At 64.6% G+C, this 23009-nt stretch carries 16 protein-coding genes and 3 pseudogenes; 4 read left to right on the top strand and 15 right to left on the bottom strand.

What is annotated here, in order from left to right; translation table 11 throughout:
• Positions 1-49: 49 nt before the first annotated feature.
• A complete protein-coding gene (locus ACTGJ9_RS06765) occupies positions 50-550 on the top strand; it encodes an RNA pyrophosphohydrolase (protein ID WP_456676437.1) in 501 nt (166 codons plus the stop codon).
• Positions 551-563: 13 nt separating this feature from the next.
• Here the strand turns inward: ACTGJ9_RS06765 and ACTGJ9_RS06760 are convergent.
• The 6 genes and pseudogenes from ACTGJ9_RS06760 to ACTGJ9_RS06735 form a co-directional block, all read right to left on the bottom strand.
• Positions 564-2223: pseudogene (locus ACTGJ9_RS06760) on the bottom strand (adenylate/guanylate cyclase domain-containing protein).
• Between the two features lie 146 nt (positions 2224-2369).
• Positions 2370-2777: a F0F1 ATP synthase subunit epsilon gene (locus tag ACTGJ9_RS06755; protein ID WP_456676436.1), complete on the bottom strand. Its 408-nt coding sequence runs from the start codon at positions 2775-2777 to the stop codon at positions 2370-2372.
• A gap of 85 nt (positions 2778-2862) precedes the next feature.
• On the bottom strand, positions 2863-4305 hold the full coding sequence (gene atpD, locus ACTGJ9_RS06750; protein WP_456676435.1) for a F0F1 ATP synthase subunit beta: 1443 nt from the start codon (positions 4303-4305) through the stop codon (positions 2863-2865).
• 52 nt (positions 4306-4357) lie between these two features.
• The gene (locus tag ACTGJ9_RS06745; protein WP_456676434.1) at positions 4358-5233 is read right to left on the bottom strand and encodes a F0F1 ATP synthase subunit gamma; all 876 of its coding nucleotides are present in this window, start codon (positions 5231-5233) and stop codon (positions 4358-4360) included.
• A gap of 178 nt (positions 5234-5411) precedes the next feature.
• Positions 5412-6941 carry a F0F1 ATP synthase subunit alpha gene (atpA, locus tag ACTGJ9_RS06740; RefSeq protein WP_456676433.1) on the bottom strand — a complete coding sequence of 510 codons (1530 nt, stop codon included), beginning with the start codon at positions 6939-6941 and terminating at the stop codon, positions 5412-5414.
• On the bottom strand, positions 6941-7501 hold the full coding sequence (locus ACTGJ9_RS06735) for a F0F1 ATP synthase subunit delta (protein ID WP_456676432.1): 561 nt from the start codon (positions 7499-7501) through the stop codon (positions 6941-6943). Before ACTGJ9_RS06735 ends, atpA begins: the two co-directional genes overlap by 1 nt.
• Before the next feature lie 659 nt (positions 7502-8160).
• Between ACTGJ9_RS06735 and ACTGJ9_RS06730 the strand changes: the two genes are divergently transcribed.
• Positions 8161-8670: a septal ring lytic transglycosylase RlpA family protein gene (locus ACTGJ9_RS06730; RefSeq protein WP_456676431.1), complete on the top strand. Its 510-nt coding sequence runs from the start codon at positions 8161-8163 to the stop codon at positions 8668-8670.
• A 234-nt stretch (positions 8671-8904) separates the two neighbouring features.
• On the opposite strand, the gene ACTGJ9_RS06725 is transcribed toward ACTGJ9_RS06730, so the two are convergent.
• Positions 8905-11115: a primosomal protein N' gene (locus tag ACTGJ9_RS06725; RefSeq protein ID WP_456676430.1), complete on the bottom strand. Its 2211-nt coding sequence runs from the start codon at positions 11113-11115 to the stop codon at positions 8905-8907.
• Positions 11116-11254: 139 nt separating this feature from the next.
• Here ACTGJ9_RS06725 and ACTGJ9_RS06720 point away from each other — a divergent pair, with 139 nt between their 5' ends.
• Entirely contained in the window at positions 11255-12220 is a 966-nt protein-coding gene (locus ACTGJ9_RS06720; RefSeq protein ID WP_456676429.1) for a tyrosine recombinase XerC, read from the top strand.
• 103 nt (positions 12221-12323) lie between these two features.
• The gene (locus ACTGJ9_RS06715; RefSeq protein ID WP_456676428.1) at positions 12324-12917 is read left to right on the top strand and encodes a DUF4337 domain-containing protein; all 594 of its coding nucleotides are present in this window, start codon (positions 12324-12326) and stop codon (positions 12915-12917) included.
• Positions 12918-13052: 135 nt separating this feature from the next.
• Here ACTGJ9_RS06715 and ACTGJ9_RS06710 read toward each other — a convergent pair whose 3' ends face one another.
• From ACTGJ9_RS06710 to sucC, 8 genes and pseudogenes are all read right to left on the bottom strand, one after another.
• The gene (locus tag ACTGJ9_RS06710) at positions 13053-13583 is read right to left on the bottom strand and encodes a hypothetical protein (RefSeq protein ID WP_456676427.1); all 531 of its coding nucleotides are present in this window, start codon (positions 13581-13583) and stop codon (positions 13053-13055) included.
• 34 nt (positions 13584-13617) lie between these two features.
• Positions 13618-15018 carry a dihydrolipoyl dehydrogenase gene (gene lpdA / locus ACTGJ9_RS06705; RefSeq protein WP_456676426.1) on the bottom strand — a complete coding sequence of 467 codons (1401 nt, stop codon included), beginning with the start codon at positions 15016-15018 and terminating at the stop codon, positions 13618-13620.
• Between the two features lie 38 nt (positions 15019-15056).
• Complete coding sequence (locus tag ACTGJ9_RS06700) at positions 15057-15806, bottom strand: SDR family oxidoreductase (protein ID WP_456676425.1); 750 nt, start codon at positions 15804-15806, stop codon at positions 15057-15059.
• A gap of 64 nt (positions 15807-15870) precedes the next feature.
• Positions 15871-17109, bottom strand: a complete 1239-nt coding sequence (gene odhB, locus ACTGJ9_RS06695; protein WP_456676424.1) for a 2-oxoglutarate dehydrogenase complex dihydrolipoyllysine-residue succinyltransferase — start codon at positions 17107-17109, stop codon at positions 15871-15873.
• A gap of 179 nt (positions 17110-17288) precedes the next feature.
• Positions 17289-20246 (bottom strand): 2-oxoglutarate dehydrogenase E1 component, encoded by a 2958-nt coding sequence (locus ACTGJ9_RS06690; protein ID WP_456676423.1) that lies wholly within the window; start codon positions 20244-20246, stop codon positions 17289-17291.
• A gap of 137 nt (positions 20247-20383) precedes the next feature.
• Positions 20384-21267 (bottom strand): annotated as a pseudogene (gene sucD, locus ACTGJ9_RS06685) (succinate--CoA ligase subunit alpha).
• A 34-nt stretch (positions 21268-21301) separates the two neighbouring features.
• The gene (locus ACTGJ9_RS06680; protein ID WP_456678458.1) at positions 21302-21781 is read right to left on the bottom strand and encodes a DUF1579 family protein; all 480 of its coding nucleotides are present in this window, start codon (positions 21779-21781) and stop codon (positions 21302-21304) included.
• Positions 21782-21793: 12 nt separating this feature from the next.
• Positions 21794-22981, bottom strand: a pseudogene (sucC, locus tag ACTGJ9_RS06675) (ADP-forming succinate--CoA ligase subunit beta); the annotation flags it as partial.
• Between the last annotated feature and the right edge of the window lie 28 nt (positions 22982-23009).

Genomic DNA, 23009 nt, shown 5'->3' with positions numbered 1-23009 from the left:
CGGCTTTGATGCTAAGGCACCGGCTGGGCTGGCAACGAGAGATTCACGCGTGACGAACGAAAAACCCTACCGTCCCAATGTCGGGATCGCGCTGTTCAATGCCGATGGCCGTGTGCTGATCGGGCACCGCTTCAAGGGCGACGGCCCCGAGATCATCTTGCCGGGGCTCGATTGGCAGATGCCGCAGGGCGGCGTCGACGAGGGCGAGGTCTTGCGCGATGCCGCCATGCGCGAGCTCTGGGAGGAGACCAGCGTCATCAGCGCCGACTATCTCGGCGAGACCGACTGGCTCACGTACGAATTCCCGCCCTATGACGGACCGCAGACGCATCGGCTGGCAAAATTTCGCGGCCAGCGCCAGAAGTGGTTCGCACTGCGCTTCACCGGCAAGGATGACGAGATCGATCCGCTGACGCCGCGCAACGGCCAGCCCGCGGAGTTCGATGCGTGGCGCTGGGAGCGTCTCGACCGCGTCGCCGACATCGTGGTGCCGTTCCGCCGCGAGGTCTACCGCGCGGTGGCACATCAGTTTTCGTGCTTCGCAAGCTGAGATCGCATTCGCGCTAGTTCGTCGGCCCGACCGTAAACGGGCCGACCGCGATGACGTGGCAGTCGCTGTCGTGCTTGACGCAGTCGGCGAGCGCGCCATTGACGGCGGTCTGTTCGTCGGCGGCCTTGAGGCCGAGGCCGGGACGGCCGGCGATACCGACGGCGACCGCGTTCCAGCCGATGCCGTCACCGAGCTTGCGCACGACCTCGTCGCGCGCATCGGCCACGATCGAGGAACTGGTCGCGGCATGGAAGAAGCCGTTGGGCTTCAGCAGGATCGGGATCGGCACGACGAAGACGTCGTCGACTGCCACGATCATGCAGGCCGAGCCCGCGATCGCACCGCAGGACTCCAGCGAACGCCGCGTCGCCTCGTCGACCGACGACGCCCCCAGCACCATGAAATATTGCCCGGCCGGACCGAGCGCGACCGAGCGCGATTTCGCCGCCGGCGCGTAGATGTTCTCGACGCGGGTCCTGGCCTGATCACGCAGGATCGGAAAATCTTTCGACGCGAACGGGCGCTCGGTGATTGCGTCGCGGCGCAGCCAGGGCTGCGGCGGCATCGGCGCTGCCATGGCTGTAGACGACCTTGTTGCCGAGCGCATAGAGCTCGCAGCGCCGCGGCGATTGCGCGGCGTCCGCGCGCTTCTGGCACTGGTCGAGCGCAGCATTGCGCGCGGCCTCCTCGTTCGGCTGATCGAGCGCGGCGCCATTGAAGCCGCCGATGTTCAGGGCGAAGGCCTTGTAATCGCCGGCGGCGGAATATTCGTTTTTGAGATAGGTGCGCTGGCGCTCGCCGACGAACGGCACCGCGTCCACAGCGATCTTGCCGCCCGACGCGGCCGGGGGCGACGGGATCGGTGCCACCGGCGGCGTCACGGCAGCTGCTTGTGTCGGCGTCGGCATTGGCGAGGGCATCGGCGCCTTCGCCGCCATCGTGGGCGTTGGGCTCGGGGATGGCGCGGCGATCGTGCTCGGCGACGGCGCAGCCGCAGTCGATGACAGCTGGGTGGTCTCGAGCTTGGTGAAATAGAGGAAGCCGCCGACGCCGATGGCGACGACGGAGACGACGCCGACCACCACCGGCCACATCCAGTTCGGCGCGGGCTGCGCCTTGGCGATCTTCTTCAGCTGCGGCGTCGCATAAGTCCCGTCCTCGCGCCGCATCGCCACCATATAGGCGTGCACCGGCGTCGGGATGTTTTTGACTTCCTGCGCGCCGATATCGGCGAACTGCACCGACAGCTTGTTGGCGACCTGCTCATGCACGGCACGGGAGACGCAGATGCCGCCGACTTCGGCCAGCCCCTCCAGCCGGGCTGCGATGTTGACGCCGTCGCCGAGGAGATCGCCGTCGCGCTCGACCACGTCGCCGATGGTGATGCCGATGCGGAACGACATCTGCCGGCTCGGCGGATAGGCCATGTTGCGGGTTCGCAAGCTCTCCTGGATATCGATCGCGCAGCGCACCGCATCGACCGCGCTCGGAAATTCCGCGAGCACGGCATCGCCCGCGGTGTTGAAGATCCGGCCGTTTGCCTTTGCGATAAAATCGTCGATGACCTCGCGGTAGGAGGCCAGGCGCCGCAGCGTCTCCTCCTCGTCTTCCGCGACCAGTCTTGAATAGCCGGCAATATCGGCTGCAAAGATCGCTGCGATCTTGCGTTTCATCTGCAAAAGCCCTGGAACAAAATCCGCGAGGGCAGAATGCCGGTATCGGCGGCGCGGTGCAACAAAGTTCAGCGTCCGCCACAACCGTGACGAGCGCTGAACTTATTCAGGAATTTCGTGTGAGCCCCGAAGCACTGCCCCGGGGCTTAGTGCATCGCTGTGCTGCTGAGCTGCTGCTGGATGCTCTTGTAGTGATCGAGCCGCTCGATGGCCTGATCGAGCTCGCTGCCCTCGTGCTCCTTCAGCCCCTCTTCCATATCGGAGATGGTCTCGGCGAACTTGGCGCGGTCGAGCTCGGCCAGCGACGTCGCGACGTCGGCGAGCACGGTCAGGCCCTTCTCGGAGACTTCGGCGAGGCCGCCGAGCACGATGATCTTCTCGTGCCGGCCGCCGGTGGTGATGATGAGGATGCCGGGGCGGATCGCAGCCACGACCGGCGCATGACCCGCCAGCACGCCGAAATCACCCTCGACGCCGGGAATGTCGACCTGGTCGACTTCGCCCGAGAATGCGAGCTTTTCCGGAGAGACGAGATCGAAGTGGAAGGTGGCCATTGAGAACCTGCGAATAGCGAGTGGCGAATGGCGAGTAGCGAGTGGGAACAGCGACTATTCGCTACTCCCGATCGCCAATCGCATCTTAAGCCGCTTCAGCGGCGAGCTTCTTGCCCTTCTCGATCGCCTCTTCGATGGTGCCGACCATGTAGAAGGCGGCTTCCGGCAAATGGTCATACTTGCCTTCGCAGAGGCCGCGGAAGCCCTTGATGGTGTCCGCGAGGTCGACGAACTTGCCGGGCGAGCCGGTGAAGATTTCGGCGACGTGGAACGGCTGCGACAGGAAACGCTCGATCTTGCGGGCGCGGGCCACCGTCAGCTTGTCCTCTTCCGAAAGCTCGTCCATGCCGAGAATGGCGATGATGTCCTGAAGCGACTTGTAGCGCTGCAGCACCTGCTGGACCTGACGCGCGGTGTCGTAGTGCTCCTGGCCGACGACGAGCGGCGAGAGCATGCGCGAGGTCGAGTCGAGCGGATCCACCGCCGGATAGATGCCCTTTTCCGAGATCGCGCGGTTCAACACCGTGGTGGCGTCCAAATGCGCGAACGAGGTCGCGGGCGCCGGGTCGGTCAAGTCGTCGGCTGGAACGTAGATGGCCTGCACCGAGGTGATCGAGCCCTTCTGCGTGGTGGTGATGCGCTCCTGCAGCGCGCCCATGTCGGTGGCGAGCGTCGGCTGATAACCCACCGCCGACGGGATGCGGCCGAGCAGCGCCGACACTTCCGAGCCGGCCTGCGTGAAGCGGAAGATGTTGTCGACGAAGAACAGCACGTCCTGGCCCTGGTCGCGGAAGTGCTCGGCGACGGTCAGACCGGTGAGGCCGACACGGGCGCGCGCACCCGGCGGCTCGTTCATCTGGCCGAACACCAGCGCGCACTTCGACTTCACGCTCGGATCCGGATTGTGCGGATCGGCGTTGACCTTGGACTCGATGAATTCGTGATAGAGATCGTTGCCCTCACGGGTACGCTCGCCGACGCCGGCGAACACGGAATAACCGCCGTGCGCCTTCGCGACGTTGTTGATCAGCTCCTGAATCAGCACGGTCTTGCCGACCCCGGCGCCGCCGAACAGGCCGATCTTGCCGCCCTTGGCGTAGGGCGCGAGCAAGTCGACGACCTTGATGCCGGTGACGAGAATTTCAGCTTCGGTCGACTGGTCGGTGTAGCTCGGCGCTTCCTGATGGATGGCGCGCTTGCCCTCGAACTTGATCGGACCGGCTTCGTCGATCGGCTCGCCGATGACGTTCATGATGCGGCCGAGCGTGCCGTCGCCCACCGGAACCGCGATCGGCTGGCCGGTATCGGTCACTTCCTGGCCGCGCACCAGACCTTCGGTCACGTCCATCGCGATCGTGCGCACGGTGGACTCACCGAGATGCTGAGCAACTTCCAGCACGAGGCGGATGTTGCCGTTCTTGGTTTCCAGCGAATTGAGAATGGCCGGCAGGTGGCCTTCGAACTGAACGTCGACGACGGCGCCCATGACCTGGGTGACGCGACCGACCTGGTTAGCTGCTGTAGCCATGAAGCTCTCCTTCGAAATTCTGTACTTGAACGACCGTCGTTTGGTTCGTGCGTCAGACCGCCTCGGCGCCGGAGATGATCTCGATCAGCTCCTTGGTGATCTGGGCTTGACGGGTTCGGTTGTAGATCTGGGTTTGCTTGCGGATCATTTCACCCGCATTGCGGGTGGCGTTGTCCATCGAGCTCATCTGCGCTCCGTAGAACGAGGCGTTGTTTTCCAGGAGCGCGCGGAAAATCTGCACGGCGATATTGCGCGGCAACAGGCCGGAGAGGAGTTCGTCCTCCTCAGGCTCGTATTCATAGGACGTCGTCGGCGCGTTCGCCGCCTTTTGCTCGACGACCAGCGGAATGATCTGCTGCGCGGTCGGGATCTGGGCAATCACCGACTTGAACTGCGCGTAGAACAACGTGCAGACGTCGAACTCGCCGGCGTCGAAACGGGCCAGCACCTTCCTGGCGATGTCCTCGGCGTTGACGAAGCCGAGTTGACGAACGCCGCGCAGGTCGAGGTGCTCGACGATCTGCCTGTCGTAGAGGCGGCGGAGCTGCTCGTAGCCCTTGCGGCCGACGCAGAAGAATTTGACTTCCTTGCCCTGGGCGATCAGCGCCTGGGCGCGCTCGCGGGCGAGGCGCACGATCGAGGAGTTGAAGGCGCCGGACAGGCCGCGCTCGCCGGTGCAGACCAGCAGCAGGTGGACCTGGTCACGGCCGGTACCGGCAAGCAGCGCCGGCGCGCCGGGCGAGCCCGCAGCGGCGCCCGCGATGTTGGAGATCACCGCGCTCATCTTGTCGGCATAGGGCCGCGCCGCCTCGGCCGCTTGCTGGGCGCGACGCAACCTGGACGCCGCGACCATCTGCATGGCCTTGGTGATCTTTTGCGTCGCCTTGGTGGAGGCGATGCGGACGCGCATGTCTTTAAGTGACGCCATTCTTCGTTCACCCCGGCGGTTCGGCCCTTACAGCCAAGCCACGAGCCTATCCCAGTCGTCATGCCCGGGTTCGTCCCGGGCATCCACGTCTCGTCTTCCACACGGCAAGGCGTGGAGGGCCGGGACATCAATTGCGAAGACGCGCTTCGCGCTTTAGCCCGGCCGTGACGGTGCTTTCTTATGCGAAAGACTTCGCAAAACCTTCGACCACCGACTTCAGCTTGGCAGCGGTGTCGTCGGTGAGGTCGCGGGTGTCGCGGATCGAATTGAGGATCTCGGTGTTCTTGCCGCGCAGCAGCGACAACAGGCCGTCCTCGAACGCGCGCACCTTGTTGACCGGAAGCGGATCGAGATAGCCGTTGGTGCCGGCCCAGATCACGCAGACCTGCTCTTCCATCTTCAGCGGCGAGAACTGCGGCTGCTTCAGCAGTTCGGTCAGGCGCGAGCCGCGGTTGAGCAGGCGCTGGGTCGAGGCGTCGAGGTCGGAGCCGAACTGCGCGAACGCCGCCATTTCGCGGTATTGCGCGAGCTCGCCCTTGATCTTACCGGCGACCTTCTTGGTGGCCTTGGTCTGCGCCGAAGAACCGACGCGCGACACCGACAGACCGACGTTCACCGCGGGACGGATGCCCTGGAAGAACAGGTCGGTTTCCAGGAATATCTGACCGTCGGTGATCGAGATGACGTTGGTCGGAATGTAGGCCGAGACGTCGTTGGCCTGGGTTTCGATGACCGGCAGCGCCGTCAGCGAGCCGGAGCCTTGGTCCTTGTTCAGCTTCGCCGCGCGCTCGAGCAGGCGGGAGTGCAGATAGAACACGTCGCCGGGATAGGCTTCGCGGCCCGGCGGGCGGCGCAGCAGCAGCGACATCTGGCGGTAGGCGACGGCCTGCTTGGACAGATCGTCATAGATGATGACCGCGTGCATGCCGTTGTCGCGGAAGTACTCGCCCATGGTGCAGCCGGTGAAGGGCGCGATGTACTGCATCGGCGCCGGATCGGACGCGGTGGCGGCGACGATGATCGAATATTCGAGCGCCCCCTGCTCTTCCAGCACCTTCACGAACTGCGCAACGGTGGAACGCTTCTGACCGATCGCGACGTAGACGCAATACAGCTTGATGTTCTCGTCGGGCTGCGCGTTGAGCGGCTTCTGGTTCAGGATGGTGTCGAGCGCGATCGCGGTCTTGCCGGTCTGACGGTCGCCGATGATCAGTTCGCGCTGGCCACGGCCGATCGGGATCAGGGCGTCGATCGCCTTGAGGCCGGTCGCCATCGGCTCGTTCACCGACTTGCGCGGAATGATGCCGGGCGCCTTGACGTCGACGCGCATACGCTTGTCGGCCTGGATCGGGCCCTTGCCGTCGATCGGGTTGCCGAGGCCGTCGACAACACGGCCGAGCAGGCCCTTGCCGACCGGCGCGTCCACGATAGCGCGGGTACGCTTGACGGTCTGACCTTCCTTGATCTCGCGGTCGGCACCGAAAATAACCACGCCGACGTTGTCGGTTTCGAGGTTCAGCGCCATGCCGCGGGTGCCGTTCTCGAACTCGACCATCTCACCGGCCTGGACGTTGTCCAGACCGTAGACGCGGGCGATACCGTCGCCGACGGACAGCACCTGTCCGACTTCGGAGACTTCAGCTTCCTGGCCGAAATTCTTGATCTGGTCCTTCAGGATCGCGGAAATTTCCGCGGCGCGGATGTCCATCAGCCTGCCTCTTTCATCGCGTGCTTGATCGAATTGAGTTTGGTGCGAAGCGAACTATCGACCATGCGGCTGCCAAGCTTCACGACGAGGCCACCGATGATCGAGGGATCGATCTTCACGTTGAGCGCGACGTCCTTGCCGGTCACCGACTTCAGGGCAACCTTGAGAGCGTCGAGATTCTTGTCCGAAAGCGCCTCCGCCACAGTGACATCCGCGGTCGCCTCGCCCTTGAACTTGGCGACGAGGGCGCGATAGGCGCGGATGACGTCAGCCACCACGAACAAGCGGCGGTTGGCGGTCAGCACTTTCAGGAAATTGGCGCAGATGCCGGCGATCCCCGCCTTGTCCAGCACGGCCGACAGGGCCTTCGACTGGGCGTCAGCCGCGAAAACCGGACTGCGGACGAGGCGCTTGAGATCGGCGCTTTCGTTCAGCAGCCCCTCGAACCGATCGAGATCGGCCTTGACCTCATCGACCACCTTCTGGTCGCGGGCCAGTTCAAACAAGGCCGTTGCATAACGGCCCGACACACCTGACACGGACGTATCTTCTGCAGCCACAGACGCGCTCTTTTAGCTGTCAAATTCGCAAGGGAAAAACCGTCGCCACGAAGCGGCGCCTAGCGATCCAAGCCCTTGGAATTCAAGCGGGACTTTGATTCTCGGCCGACACGGGACGTGCCGGGTCCGTTAAAATCGCGGCTTTGCTAACATAGCAGGCGAGCACGTGCAACATGACGGCAACTTAAAGGCTTGGCTGTTTCCTCGCCAGTTCGCCGCACGCTGTGATCATTGACCACCCACCTGCCGGCAACCTGGCATGAACCTGCCATGCCACGGAATTGCCACGACCGTTACGTCAGCAACCGGCCCATTCGTTCCTGCCCTCAGCGCATAGCGGCCATGAACACGGCTCGCAGAGGCGTGACTCGATCGGCCGAGATGGGGCCGACCGAATACTTACCCAATTCTAAACGCGGAAAGGAATGACTTCGTTCTACAGTATTCATGAGTAATAAATGAGTTAATAAATCGTTAAACCGAACTGTTACGAGACATCGGCTGAATAGCAGCTCCGGTCACAAGATGTTTCATGGCGACACAGAATGGATTTACTGCCCAATTCACGCCTCATTAGGAATCGAAACGCCAACCCGCTCACAAACTGATGGGGGCTCCATTAGCCACATATGTGGCAATACTAGCGTAGGGACCACTAAATGCTGTCTTTCAAGACGCTGGGCGCTCTGACCCGGCCGCGTACGGCGATTGCCTTTGTCGCCGTAACTCTCCTCATCGGGGGAACCGCCACCGAAGCTTCCGCCAAATCCAGGCATCACCACAGCTACTCTCACCATCATCACCGTCACCACGCCCAAGACGATACCAACGCGACCTCCGATTGGCGCAACGCCAGTGCGTCGATGACGCCGTCGTCGGGCACGGGCCGCAGCTTCTCGGGCATGGCCTCCTATTACGGCAACGAGTCCGGCAGCCGCACCGCCTCGGGCCAGCGCTTCAACCAGAACGCCCTGACCGCCGCGCACCGTTCGCTGCCGTTCGGCACCAAGCTGCGCGTCACCCATGGCGGCTCGAGCGTGATCGTCACCATCAATGACCGTGGCCCGTTCGTGCGCGGCCGCGTGCTCGACCTCTCCACCGGCGCTGCCCGCGCCATCGGCCTCACCGGCGCCGGCGTCGGCCGCGTCACCGCGGAAGTCGTCTCCTAAGGCGCACCTGGCGCCTCACCAGCAGGCGCAGCAGTGTCATTGTCCGCATGGACGTGAGCGGCCTGCTGCGTGGTGAAACAAAGCCCGCTGTCTTGGGGGACAGCGGGCTTTTTTGTTGTCCTCGTCATTCCGGGGCGCGCGGAGCGCGAGCCCCGAATCCGTTTCACCGCAGGACATGCCGCCCGATGGATTCCGGGCTCGCGACTTCGTCGCGCCCCGGAATGACAGTGGGACCTACAAAAAGCTCTGCGGATCGACGTCGACCTCGAGTTTTTGATTGCCTTTCGGCTTCGGACACACCGCGAGCCAGTTGCGCAAATAATCCGACAGATCAAAACCGCGCGCCGATTTCACCAGGATGCGGAAGCGGTAGCGGCCCTTGATCACGGCGAGCGGGGCTTCGGCCGGGCCCAGCACCACGACGCGCTCATCGTGCGGCGCGAGCGCCACGAGCTTGCGGCCCAGGCCTTCCGCGCTCGGACGGTCGCCGGCCGAGATGATCAGGCTCGCGAGCCGGCCGAACGGCGGATAGAGCGTGCGCTCGCGCAGATCGATCTCGCTGTCGTAGAAGGCCTCGCGGTCGCAGGCGATCAGCGCCTTCATCACGGGATGATCCGGCTGATGGGTCTGGAGATAGCCGACGCCGCGGCCCTGCTCGCGCCCGGCACGGCCGATCACCTGGTTGAGCAACTGCCAGGTGCGCTCCGCCGCACGCGGATCGCCATTGGAAAGGCCGAGATCCGCATCGACCACGCCGACCAGATTGAGCCGCGGGAAATTGTGGCCCTTGGCGACGAGCTGCGTACCGATGATGATGTCGACGCGGCCTTCCGCGATCTCGGCAAGCTCGCTGCGCATGGTGTCGATCGAGGTGATGAGATCGCTCGACAGCACCATGGTGCGCGCCTCAGGAAACAACGCGGCCGCCTCCTCCTGCAGGCGCTCGACGCCGGGCCCGACGGCCACGAGCGATTCCTCCGCCGCGCAATGCGGGCAAGTCTGCGGACGCGGCATCGAGAAGCCGCAGTGATGACAGACCAGACGCTGGCGAAAGCGGTGGTCGACCAGCCAGGCGTCGCAGATGGTGCAGGCGAAGCGATGGCCGCAGGCGCGACACAGGGTCAGCGGCGCATAGCCGCGGCGATTGAGGAACAGCAGCGCCTGCTCGCGCTTTTCGATCGCCGCTCGGATCTCGCCGGCCAGCCGCGGCGAGATGAAGCGGCCGCGGGCGGGCGGCTCGCGGCGCATGTCGATCGCCTCGATATGCGGCATGTGCTGGCCGCCGAAGCGCGACGGCAGCGCGATGCGCCGATAGCGGTTCTTGCGCGCATTGACCTCGGACTCGACCGACGGCGTGGCTGAGGCCAGCACGATCGGGATCTTGGCGATATGTGCGCGCACCACCGCCATGTCGCGCGCGTGATAGTGCACGCCATCGTCCTGCTTGTAGGCCTGGTCGTGCTCTTCATCGACGACGATGAGGCCGAGATTGGCGTAAGGCAGAAACAGCGCCGAGCGCGCGCCGACCACGACCGGCGCGGTACCTTCCGAAATCGCGGCCCAATTGCGGGCGCGGGTGCGCGGCGTCAGCTCGGAGTGCCATTCGATCGGACGCACGCCAAAACGTTGCGCGAAACGATCGAGGAACTGGCCGGTGAGCGCGATCTCCGGCATCAGGATCAGCGTCTGTCTGCCGCGGCGGATCGATTCCGCGACGGCTTCGAAATAGACCTCGGTCTTGCCCGAGCCGGTGACGCCGTCGAGCAACGCGACGTGGAAGGTGCCGTTGGCGGCGAGCGCGCGCATTGCGTCCACGCCGGCACGCTGCAGCGGCGAAAAATCCGGCCGGCCGAAATCCGGATCGGGTGCGGGCGGCGGAGGCGGGGGCGGCATCGGCTCGACCGTGAGCGTGCCCTCGTCGACGAGGCCGTCGATCACGCCGGTCGACACGCCGGCTTCCTTGGCGGCCTCGGATTTGGCGTGCAGCAGCCGGTCCGACAGCACCTCGATCACGCGCTGACGTGCCGGCGTCAGCCGCCGCGGGAGATCGCCGGCCAGGCGCACACCGGCACGCACGCGCTCGGGCCCGAGATTCTCGCCCATCCGCAAGCACATGCGCAGCACCATGCCGCGCGGGCTCAGGGTGTAATTGGCGACCCAGTCCACGACCGCGCGCAGCTCGCTCTTGAGCGGGGGAAGATCGAGCTTCTCGTTGACCTCCTTGAGGCGATTGTGCAGGCGCGGGTCGGGATTGGCATTTTCCGCCCAGACCACGGCGAGCACCTCGCGCGGCCCGAGCGGCACGCCGACGAGATCGCCGGCCTTCAGCTCCATGCCGCGCGGCACCTTGTAGGAATAGGTCTGGTCGAGCGCGACCGGCACCAGCACGTCGACCATGCGGGTCGCGCTGGCGGTGGCGGTTTGGCTGCGCGGCGAATGATCCATCAATGGTCTTGGGGTTCAACAGTCTTGGGCGGGAGAATCGGAACCTTTAGGCCTGGAAGCTAGCGCCCCGTGGCGGCCTTAGCGAACAGTAAACGGGTGTGATGCGATATACTGTGCGGAATCATTACGTCTAGAGCGCATGAGCAAAGCGGCCGCCCCTCCCATCGAGCTCGCCAGCGCCGATCCTGACATCGCGCAGGAGATGACGCGCTGGCTGGCGCATCTCGGCGCCGAACGGCGGCTGTCGCCGAAGACGCTGGAGGCCTATGGCCGGGACTTGCGGCAATGCCTCGATTTCCTGTGCAGCCATTGGGGCGAGCGCGTGACGCTCGCGCGGTTTGCATCGCTGGAAGCCACCGACATCCGCGCCTTCATGGCGATGCGGCGTGCCGACGATATTGCCGGCCGTTCGCTGATGCGCGCGCTTGCGGGCCTGCGCTCCTTCGGCCGCTTCCTCGAGCGCGAAGGCAAGGGCAAGGTCGGAGCACTCTCGGCGATCCGCGCGCCGAAGGTCGCAAAAACCTTGCCTAAGCCGCTGCCGATGGCGTCGGCAAAGCGCCTGGCCGACGCCGACGAGCGCGCCGGCGAGGATCGCGAGACCTGGATTCTGGTGCGCGACGCGGCCGTGATGGCACTCCTGTATGGCTCGGGCCTGCGCATCTCCGAAGCGCTCGGCCTGAAGCGCCGCGAGGTGCCGAAGGCAGGCGAGGGCGACGTGCTGATCGTGACAGGCAAGGGCAACAAGACCCGCATGGTGCCGGTGCTGCAAAACGTGCTCGCGCTGATCGACGAATATGTCGGGATGTGCCCGCATGCGCTGCGGCCGGAGGGACCGATCTTCGTCGGCGCGCGCGGCGGTCCGCTGAGCCCGCGCATCATCCAGCTCGCGATGGAGCGGCTGCGCGGCGCGCTTGGGCTACCCGACAGCGCCACGCCGCACGCGCTGCGGCACTCCTTCGCCACGCACCTGCTGTCACGCGGCGGCGATCTGCGTGCGATCCAGGAATTGCTCGGCCACTCCTCGCTCTCGACCACGCAGATCTACACCGGCATCGATTCCGAGCGGTTGCTGGAGGTCTATGCGAGCGCGCATCCCAGACGCTGACACCTGACATGAAGCTGTCATGGCAGGCTCTGTCGGCGAGCATGCCTCTTGCGCAGGCCGCGCGGTTCGGTCAATCGTCGCGGGACCGAGGCAGGAGGGATTTATGAGCGCACACGAAAGCATGGAGCACGCGGAGCATGCCGAGCACGCATCCGGCGAGAACAAGAAGATCGCCCTGCTGATCGCGGTGCTGGCGCTGTTCCTGGCGATCTCCGAGACGCTCGGCAAGGGCGCCCAGACCGAGTCGATCAGCAAGAACGTCGAGGCCTCCAATCTCTGGGCGTTCTTCCAGGCCAAGAGCATCCGCCGCACCGTGGTCCAGACCGCCGCCGACCAGGGCAAGCTGACGCTGGGCACCGCCACCGACGACGCCATGAAGGCCGCCGTGCAGAAGCAGATCGACGACTGGCAGAAGACTGCGGCGCGCTACCGCTCCGAGCCCGAGACCGGCGAAGGCACCGAGCAGCTTGCCGAAAAAGCCAAGGAAGCCGAGCACGTGCGCGACGAGGCGACCGCGAAATATCATCATTTCGAGCTGGCCTCGGCCGCATTCCAGATCGGCATCGTGCTGGCGTCCGCCACCATCATCACCGGCATGCTGCCGCTCGCCTGGATCGCCGGCCTCTTGACGCTCACCGGACTCGGTATGACCGTGCTCGGCGCATGGTGGCCGCATTTGTTGCATCTGCATGGGTGAGGGGCTGAGCCAGGGCTCTCACCGCGTCATTGCGAGGAGCGAAGCGACGAAGCAATCCAGACTGCCTCCACGGAAAGATTCTGGATTGCTTCGCTGCGCTCGCAATGACGAAGAATAAAGGCGCGCCCGGCGCGCCTAGCGCGCTTCGTGCACGCTCTTGCGAAAACGCTGGATCAGACGGAGCGTGCGCGAGGACCAGCCTTCGCCGTTGCCCTTGATCAACTCGCGGATACGCCGCTTGACCGGTTCGACCAGTTCGGTGGCCTTGGCGCGCAGCTTCAGCACCAGCTCATAGAGCCGCTCGAACCAGTGCATCTCCAGAAGCTTGTCGCGCGTGACGTCGAACACGAAGGCGGTGACGCCGACGCCGAGCATCTTGGCGAACAGGATCGTGAACAGCGCGCTGGTCCAGTATTCGTGCGTGAGCAACCACAGGCCCACCAGCTTGAGCGGAAACAGCGGGATGATCGGGACCACGAAGACGATCAACGTCATCGCCGGGGAGAGCGCGTCGACACGATCCGACAGCCACTCCTTGAACCGGGTGAGCGGGATCAGCGCGACAACCCGCGCAACGATCGGCTCGCAATGGTCCCACAGCCAGGCTTCGATCAAAAAGATGATCGCCAGCAGGACCCAGACCGGTTGAAGAAGGCGGCGCAGCATATGTTTCCCGCCCGATTCGGCTCTGGGACCGGACCTACATATGGATGGCCCGCTTGCCGACTGCAAGCGCGGCTTCCTTGATGGCCTCGGAGCGGGTCGGATGCGCATGGCAGGTGCGCGCGAGATCCTCCGCACTTCCGCCGAACTCCATGAGAACGCAGGCCTCATGGATCATTTCGCCGGCCTCGATGCCGATGATGTGCACGCCGAGCACGCGATCGGTCTTCGCATCTGCGAGGATCTTCACGAAGCCGTCGGTGGTCTGATTGACCTTGGAGCGGCCGTTGGCGGTAAAGGGAAACTTCCCGACGGTATAGGCGACGCCGGCCTGCTTCAGCTCTTCCTCGGTCTTGCCGACGGAGGACACTTCCGGGGTGGTATACACGACGCCTGGGATAACGTCGTAATTCACGTGACCGGCCTGGCCCGCAATGATCTCCGCAACGGCGACGCCTTCATCTTCGGCCTTGTGTGCGAGCATCGGGCCGGCGACGACGTCGCCGATGGCATAGACGCCCTTCAGGCTGGTGGCGAAATGCGGATCGATCTGCACGCGGCCGCGAGGATCGAGCGCGACGCCGGCTTCCTTCAGGCCGAGGCCGTCCGTGTAAGGCGCGCGGCCGATGCAGACGAGCACGACGTCGGCTTCGAGCGTCTCGGCGGCGCCTCCCGCCGCGGGTTCGATGGTCGCCTTCAGCGTCTTGCCTGAAGTGTCGACCGCGGTGACCTTGGCGCCGAGCTTGAACGCAAAGCCCTGCTTCTCGAGGATGCGCTGGAATTGCCTGGCGATCTCCCCGTCCATGCCGGGCAGAATGCGGTCCAGAAATTCGACGACGACGACCTCTGCACCGAGCCGCTTCCACACCGAGCCGAGCTCGAGGCCGATCACGCCGGCGCCGACGATGAGAAGCTTGCCGGGGACCTTGTCCAGCGACAGCGCGCCGGTCGAGGACACGATGCGCTTCTCGTCGATCTCGATGCCCTTGAGGCGCGCGATATCGGAGCCGGTGGCGATCACGATGTTCCTGGTCTCGATCACCTGCGACTTGCCGTCGGCGGAGACTTCGACCTTGCCGGTGCCCAGAATCTTGCCGGTGCCCTTGAGCACGTCGACCTTGTTCTTCTTCATCAGGAACTCGACGCCCTTGACGTTACCGTCGATGCCCTGCTGCTTGAAGTTCATCATCGCCGGCAATTCGAGCTTCGGCGCGGACACGTTGACGCCCATCTTGGCGAAGGAATGGCCGGCTTCCTCGAACATCTCGGAGGCGTGCAGCAGCGCCTTCGACGGCATGCAGCCGACATTGAGGCAGGTGCCGCCGAGGGTGGCGTTCTTTTCGACCACGGCGACTTTCATGCCGAGCTGGCTGGCGCGCACCGCGCAGACATAACCGCCAGGTCCGGTGCCGATGACGACGAGATCGTAGGTAGCCATGAGAGAAAGTCCCGTAAGTTTAGCGTGATGTGGATGGGTCAGCGTCCGCCGGACACATCGAGAATGGCTGAGGTGACGTAGGAGGCATCGTCCGACATCAGCCAGACGATGGCATTGGCGATTTCATCGGCGGTGCCGACGCGCTTCATCGGCACCAGATGGGCGAGGCGATGGTGGCGGTCGGGCTCGCCGCCGGAGGCATGGATGTCGGTGTCGATCAGGCCGGGGCGAATACCGGCGACGCGAATGCCTTCGCTGGCGACCTCGTAGCCGAGGCCGATGGTGAAGGAATCGATCGCGCCCTTGGATGCGGCGTAGTCGACATAGGTGTTGGGCGCACCGAGCTTGGCAGCAACCGATGACAGATTGACGATGACGCCACCCTTGCCGCCGCGCCTGGTCGACATCCGCTTCACCGCTTCGCGTGCGCAGAGGATGGAGCCGGTGACGTTGACCGCCATCACGCGCTGGATGCGCTCGGCCGACATCTCGTCGACGCGCACGCCGCTTTCGCCGACGATGCCGCCATTGTTGACGAGGGCCGCAAGCGTGCCGAACTTATCCGCCGCCTTGAACAGGTCGATGATATCGCCTTCCTCGGCGACATCGCATTTCACCGCGATCGCCTTGCCGTTGCCGGCCTCGATCTCCGCGACGACCTCGGCGGCGGCGGTCTTGTTGCTGGCATAGCCGACCACGACGCGATAGCCGCGCGCGGCCGCCGCAAGCGCAGTCGCCCGCCCGATGCCGCGGCTGCCGCCGGTGATGACAACGACTTTATCGGTCATGTGCGCCTCCATGGTTCGACACACGCCGTCGCGAATGGCGACGGCGCTTGCAGAGCATCAGCGATCAGAGGTCCAGCACCAGCCGCGCCGGATCTTCCAGGCTCTCCTTGACGCGAACCAGGAAGGTGACGGCTTCCTTGCCGTCGATCACGCGGTGATCGTAGGACAGCGCCAGATACATCATCGGGCGGACCTCGATCTTGCCGCCGACGACCATCGGGCGATCCTGGATCTTGTGCATGCCGAGGATGCCGGACTGCGGCGCGTTCAGAATCGGGGTCGACATCAGCGAACCATAGATGCCGCCATTGGTGATGGTGAAGGTGCCGCCCTGCATCTCGTCGATCTTGAGCTGGCCGTCACGGGCGCGGCGGCCGAAATCGGCGATGCCCTTCTCGATATCGGCGATCGACTTGTTGTCGCAATCGCGCACGACCGGCACGACAAGACCCTTGTCGGTGCCGACGGCGACGCCGATGTGGTAGTAGTTCTTGTAGATCAGGTCGGTGCCATCGATCTCGGCGTTGACGGCCGGGATGTCCTTCAACGCCTGCACGACGGCCTTGGTGAAGAAGCCCATGAAGCCGAGCTTCGAGCCGTGCTTCTTCTCGAACGCATCCTTGTAGTGCGCCCGCAGCGCCATGACGTTGGTCATGTCGACCTCGTTGAAGGTCGTCAGCATGGCCGCGGTGTTCTGCACGTCCTTGAGGCGGCGCGCGATGGTCTGGCGCAGCCGGGTCATCTTGACGCGCTCTTCGCGGGCGGCGTCGTCAGCCGGGGACGGCGCGCGCACCTGCACGGCGGCGGCGGGCTGGTTGACCGGGGTCGGCGCAGACGCCGCACGCTCGATCGCGGCGAGCATGTCGCCCTTGGTGACGCGGCCATCCTTGCCGGAGCCCGGGACGGTCGAGGCATCGACGCCGGTCTCGGCGGAGAGTTTTCGCACGGACGGCGCGAGCGGCGCATCGGCCGGCGGCGCCTTGGCAGCCGGAGCGGGAGCGGCAGCAGCGGGCGCCGGAGCAGCGGCGGCGGGCTTCGCGGGAGCCGCAGCCGGCTTTGCACCGGCGGCACCTTCGGTGATCTGACCGAGCAGCGCGCCGACCGCAACGGTCGTACCGTCAGCCGCGATGATCTCGCTCAACGTACCGGCGGACGGCGCCGGGACCTCGATGGTGACCTTGTCGGTCTCGAGCTCCACCAAGGGCTCGTCCACGGCGACGGGATCGCCGGCCTTCTTGAACCAGCGGCCGATGGTGGCCTCGGTGACGGATTCGCCGAGCGTCGGCACACGAATTTCAGTCATGGTCTTTTCCTTAAGGGATCGGCAATGCGGTCGTGAATTTCATACGTCATTGCCCGCCTTGTGCGCGCTTGCGCATTGGGCGGGGCAATCGAGTACGCCGTGACGTCCGTGATCAGAACGAACGCCGCGGAATACTGGATGCCCCGCCTTCGCGGGGCATGACGAGGTGTAAAGACGTCTCAGCTCAATGCTTCGTCCAGGAACGCCTTCAACTGCGCCTGATGCTTGGACATCAGACCAGTGGCGGTCGCGGCGGAAGCGGCGCGGCCGACATAACGCGGACGCCGGCTCGCACCGTTCACCTGGTTCAGCACCCATTCCAGATAGGGCTCGATGAAGTGCCATGCGCCCATATTGCGCGGCTCTTCCTGGCACCAGATCACTTCCGCCTTCTTGAAGCGGGACAGCTCGGCGACCAGCGCCTTCAGCGGCACCGGATAGAGCTGCTCGACGCGCATCAGGTAGATGTCGTCGATGCCGCGCTTCTCGCGCTCCTCGTAGAGGTCGTAATAGACCTTGCCCGCGCAGAGCACGATCCGGCGGATCTTGTCGTCCGGCACGAGCTTGATGGCCTCGTTCGGCAGCATCTGTGCGTCATCGTACAGAATGCGGTGGAAGGTCGTGCCCTTCGCGAGCTCCTCGAGCCGCGAGACCGCCCGCTTGTGACGCAGCAGCGACTTCGGCGTCATCACGATCAACGGCTTGCGGATCTCGCGATGAAGCTGGCGGCGCAGCACGTGGAAGTAGTTCGCCGGCGTGGTCGGATAGACCACCTGCATGTTGTCTTCCGCGCACATCTGGAGATAACGCTCCAGACGCGCCGAGGAGTGCTCCGGTCCCTGGCCCTCATAGCCGTGCGGCAGCAGGCAGACGAGACCGGACATGCGCAGCCATTTGCGTTCGCCCGAGGAGATGAACTGGTCGAACACGACCTGCGCACCGTTGGCGAAATCGCCGAACTGGGCTTCCCACAGCGTCAGCGTGTTCGGCTCGGCGAGCGAGTAGCCGTATTCGAAGCCGAGCACGGCCTCTTCCGACAGCAGCGAGTTGATGACCTCGTAATGGCCCTGCTCGTTGCCGAGATGGTTGAACGGGGTGTAGCGGCTCTCGTCCTCCTGATCGATCAGGACCGAGTGGCGCTGCGAGAAGGTGCCGCGCTCCGAGTCCTGGCCTGACAGGCGGACGTGATGATTTTCGTTGAGCAGCGTGCAGAACGCCAGCGCCTCGCCGGTTGCCCAGTCGATGCCGACACCGGTGTCGATCGCCTTCGAGCGGTTCTCCAGGAAACGCTGGATGGTGCGGTGAACGCGGAAACCGTCCGGCACCTTGGTGATCTTGCGGCCGATGTCCTTCAGCGCGGCGACGTCGACGCCGGTGACGCCGCGCCGCGCATCCTCTTCCTGGTCGGCGATCTTGAAGCCGGCCCACTTGCCGTCGAGCCAGTCCGCCTTGTTCGGCTTGTAGGAGGTGCCGGCCTCGAACTCGGCATCGAGCCGCGCGCGCCAGTCGGCCTTGGCCTTGTCGACCTCGCCCTCGGTCATCACGCCTTCGTTGATCAGGCGGCGGGCGTAGAGCTCAAGCGTCGTCGGATGAGCCGCGATCTTCTTGTACATCACCGGCTGGGTGAAGGCCGGCTCGTCGCCTTCGTTGTGGCCATGCCTGCGGTAGCAGAACATGTCGATAACGACGGGCTTGTGGAATTTCTGCCGGAACTCGGTCGCGACCTTGGCGGCGAACACCACGGCTTCCGGATCGTCGCCGTTCACATGGAAGATCGGCGCGTCGATCATCTTCGCCACATCCGACGGGTAGGGCGAAGAACGAGAATAACGCGGATAGGTGGTGAAGCCGATCTGGTTGTTGACGATGAAGTGCACGGAGCCGCCGGTGCGGTAGCCCTTCAGGTCCGACAGACCGAAGCATTCCGCGACCACGCCCTGGCCCGCAAACGCGGCGTCGCCATGCATGAGCAGCGGCATCACCGAGATGCGCTGGTCCGGCGGATCGCCGTGCTGGTCCTGCTTGGCGCGGACCTTGCCGAGCACGACGGGATCGACGATCTCGAGATGCGAGGGGTTTGCGGTCAGCGACAGATGGATGCGGTTGCCGTCGAACTCGCGGTCCGAGGACGCGCCGAGGTGGTACTTGACGTCGCCGGAGCCTTCGACCGCGTCGGGATTGGCCGAGCCGCCCTTGAATTCGTGGAACAGCGCGCGATGGGCCTTGCCCATCACCTGCGTCAGCACGTTGAGGCGGCCGCGATGCGGCATGCCGACCACGACTTCCTTCACGCCGAGATTGCCGCCGCGCTTGATGATCTGCTCGAGCGCGGGGATCAGCGATTCACCACCGTCGAGACCAAAACGCTTGGTGCCGGTGAACTTGGTGTCGCAAAACTTCTCGAAGCCTTCGGCTTCGACCAGCTTCATCAGGATGGCGCGGCGGCCTTCGCGGGTGAACGAGATTTCCTTGTCCGGCCCCTCGATGCGCTCCTGGATCCAGGCCTTCTGCGCGGCATTGCTGATGTGCATGAACTCGACGCCGAGCGTCTGGCAGTAGGTGCGCTCGCAGATCGCGGTGATCTCACGCAAGTTGGCGTATTCGAGGCCGAGCACGTGATCGAGGAAGATCTTGCGGTCGAAATCGGCCTCGCTGAAGCCGTAGGTGCGGGGATCGAGCTCTTCGCGGTTGCGCGGGGCTTCGATGCCGAGTGGATCGAGCTTGGCATGAAAGTGACCGCGCATGCGGTAGGAGCGGATCAGCATCAGCGCGCGGACCGAATCCCGCGTGGCCTGGAGCACATCTGCGGAAGAGACATCCGCGCCCTTGGCTTGCGCCTTGGCGGCGATCTTGGTGCCGACCGCCTTCTCGACCTCGGCCCAGTTGCCGTCGAGGGCGGAGGTCAGGTCGTCCGTCGGTGTCAGCGGCCAGTTGGCGCGCTTCCAGGACGGGCCCTCGGCATTCTTGCGGACGTCAGCGGGCTGGTCATTGAGGCTCTTGAAGAACTCCTGCCACTCGGGATCGACTGAGGTCGGGTCCTTCTCGTAGCGGGCGTAGATTTCGTCGATGTAGGTGGCGTTGGTGCCCTGCAAAAATGATGAGAGGGCAAAGGCTGCGTTCGCGTCCTGGCGAGACATACTTGAGTTCCTGGCGATTTCGGTTCGCGCATAACAAATGGCGCTGGCGCCGAGCTCCCCGGCAGAGGCTCAGCGCGACAGGCACCATTTATCCTATTTGCTGCGAAACTTCGCCCGGAAAAGTACGAAGGAGTGAATTAGCCCTTCAACTTTTCGGCAAGCGTATGGCCGAGGCGTGCGGGAGACGGCGACACTGTAATCCCTGCGGATTTCATCGCGTCGGTCTTGGAACCGGCATCGCCCTTGCCGCCCGAAATGATCGCGCCGGCATGGCCCATGCGGCGGCCGGGAGGTGCGGTCACGCCGGCGATGAAACCGACCATCGGCTTCTTGCGGCCGCGCTTGGCCTCGTCCTTGAGGAACTGGGCGGCGTCTTCCTCGGCGGAGCCGCCGATCTCGCCGATCATGATGATCGATTCGGTCTTGGGGTCGGCCAACAGCATCTCGAGGACGTCGATGAACTCGGTGCCCTTGACCGGATCGCCGCCGATGCCGACCGCGGTGGTCTGGCCGAGGCCCTCCTGGGAGGTCTGGAACACGGCTTCATAGGTCAGCGTGCCCGAGCGGGAGACGATGCCGACGGAGCCGGTCTTGAAGATATTGGCCGGCATGATGCCGATCTTGCATTCGCCGGCGGTCATGACGCCGGGGCAGTTGGGCCCGATCAGGCGCGACTTGGAGCCGGCCAGCGAGCGCTTCACGCGCACCATGTCGATGACGGGAATGCCCTCGGTGATGCAGACGATCAGCGGGATCTCGGCGTCGATGGCTTCGCAGATCGCGTCCGCTGCACCCGGCGGCGGCACGTAGATCACCGATGCATCCGCGCCGGTCTTCCACGCGCCTCGCGCACCGAGTCGAACACCGGCAGGTTCAAATGGGTCGCGCCGCCTTTGCCCGGCGAGGTGCCGCCGACCATCTTGGTGCCATAGGCAATCGCGGCTTCGGAGTGGAAAGTGCCGTTCTTGCCGGTAAAGCCCTGGCAGATGACCTTGGTGTTCTTGTCGATCAGGATGGACATGAGGTCTGCTTTCGCGAAACTAACGAGTGAGAGGTCAGTGGATGCGGCGGTAGACGCCGGTGAGCACGTCAGCCCAGCCTTCCGCGTCCGGCGAGAACTGGATCTTCAACGCGTAGGAATTGTCGTCGATGATCTCGTAGACGTGGCGCGCATTGCCGCGGAGCGAGCCGCGCACCAGCGTCAGGGTCTTGCCGACCCACCCACCGGAGGCGGGCGAGGGCGGCGTGTAGCCGAGTGAATCGTACCAGAACAATTTGTAGGTCCGGTCCTCGCGGTCGTAAGTGAAGAGGCCATGGGTTGCGAAGGCCTGCTTGCCGTCGCGGATCTGGATGGCATCCTGGATCAGGTAGAATCCGTTCAGGTCCATGCGCGCGACGACGTGCGAGGTGGCCGGCCCGCCGGCGGTCCAGCGCGACGGAAAGACCACCTCTTCACCATTCCATTCGTCGGCGAACGCGGCGAGACGCGCGTGCTCTGCGAGCGGGGCTGATGCGGAGAGATGGTCCTGGGTCATGGCCTTAGCCTCCTTGACGGCCTTCACGATCTTCTGCGCGGCGTCGTCGAGATTGTCGGCCGGCACCACGTTCAGGCCGGATTCACGGATGATCTTCTTGCCGAGCTCGACATTGGTGCCTTCGAGGCGAACCACCAGCGGCACGCTGAGGCCGACCTCGCGCACGGCGGCGGTGACGCCCTCGGCGATCACGTCGCACTTCATGATACCACCGAAGATGTTGACCAGGATGCCCTTCACGTTGGGATCCGCGGTGATGATCTTGAACGCGGCCGCGACCTTCTCCTTGCTGGCGCTGCCGCCGACGTCGAGGAAGTTCGCCGGCGCCATGCCGTAGAGCTTGATGATGTCCATCGTCGCCATGGCGAGACCGGCGCCGTTGACCATGCAGCCGATATTGCCGTCGAGGGTGACGTAGTTGAGGTCGTACTTCGAGGCTTCGATTTCCTTGGCGTCTTCCTCGGTCTCGTCGCGCAACGCGAGCACCTCGGGATGACGGAACAGCGCGTTATCGTCGAACGAGACCTTGGCGTCGAGCACGCGGAGCTGGCCCTGCTTGGTCACGACCAGCGGGTTGATCTCCAGCATCGACATGTCCTTGGCGACGAAGGCCGCGTAGAGCTGCGCGGTGAGCTTCTCGGCCTGCTTGGCGAGATCACCCGAGAGCTTCAGCGCATTGGCGACGGTGCGGCCGTGATGGCCCATGATGCCGGTCGCCGGATCGACCGAGAAGGTCACGATCTTCTCAGGGCTGTTGTGCGCGACGTCCTCGATGTTGACGCCGCCTTCGGTCGAGACCACGAAGGAAACGCGCGAGGTCTCGCGGTCGACCAGGATCGAGAGATAGAATTCCTTGTCGATGTCGGAGCCGTCCTCGATGTAGAGACGGTTGACCTGCTTGCCGGCGGGGCCGGTCTGGATCGTCACGAGGGTGGCGCCGAGCATCTGCTTGGCGAATTCGGAGACCTCGGCGGCCGACTTGGCGATGCGGACGCCGCCCTTGTCGCCGGCCGAGGCTTCCTTGAACTTGCCCTTGCCGCGGCCGCCGGCATGAATCTGGCTCTTCACCACCCAGACCGGGCCCGGGAGAGCCTTGGCAGCAGCCTCCGCGTCCGCGGGCTTCAGGACCGGAACGCCCTTCGAGATCGCTACGCCGAACTCGTTCAGCAGCGCTTTGGCCTGATATTCATGGATATTCATATGGTCGCTCCCTGAACCCGCGGGCGAT

Origin of the sequence: Bradyrhizobium sp. RDM12, assembly GCF_051917485.1 — a bacterium.
GTDB lineage: Bacteria > Pseudomonadota > Alphaproteobacteria > Rhizobiales > Xanthobacteraceae > Bradyrhizobium.
This window is presented reverse-complemented; position numbering and strand designations above follow the sequence as displayed.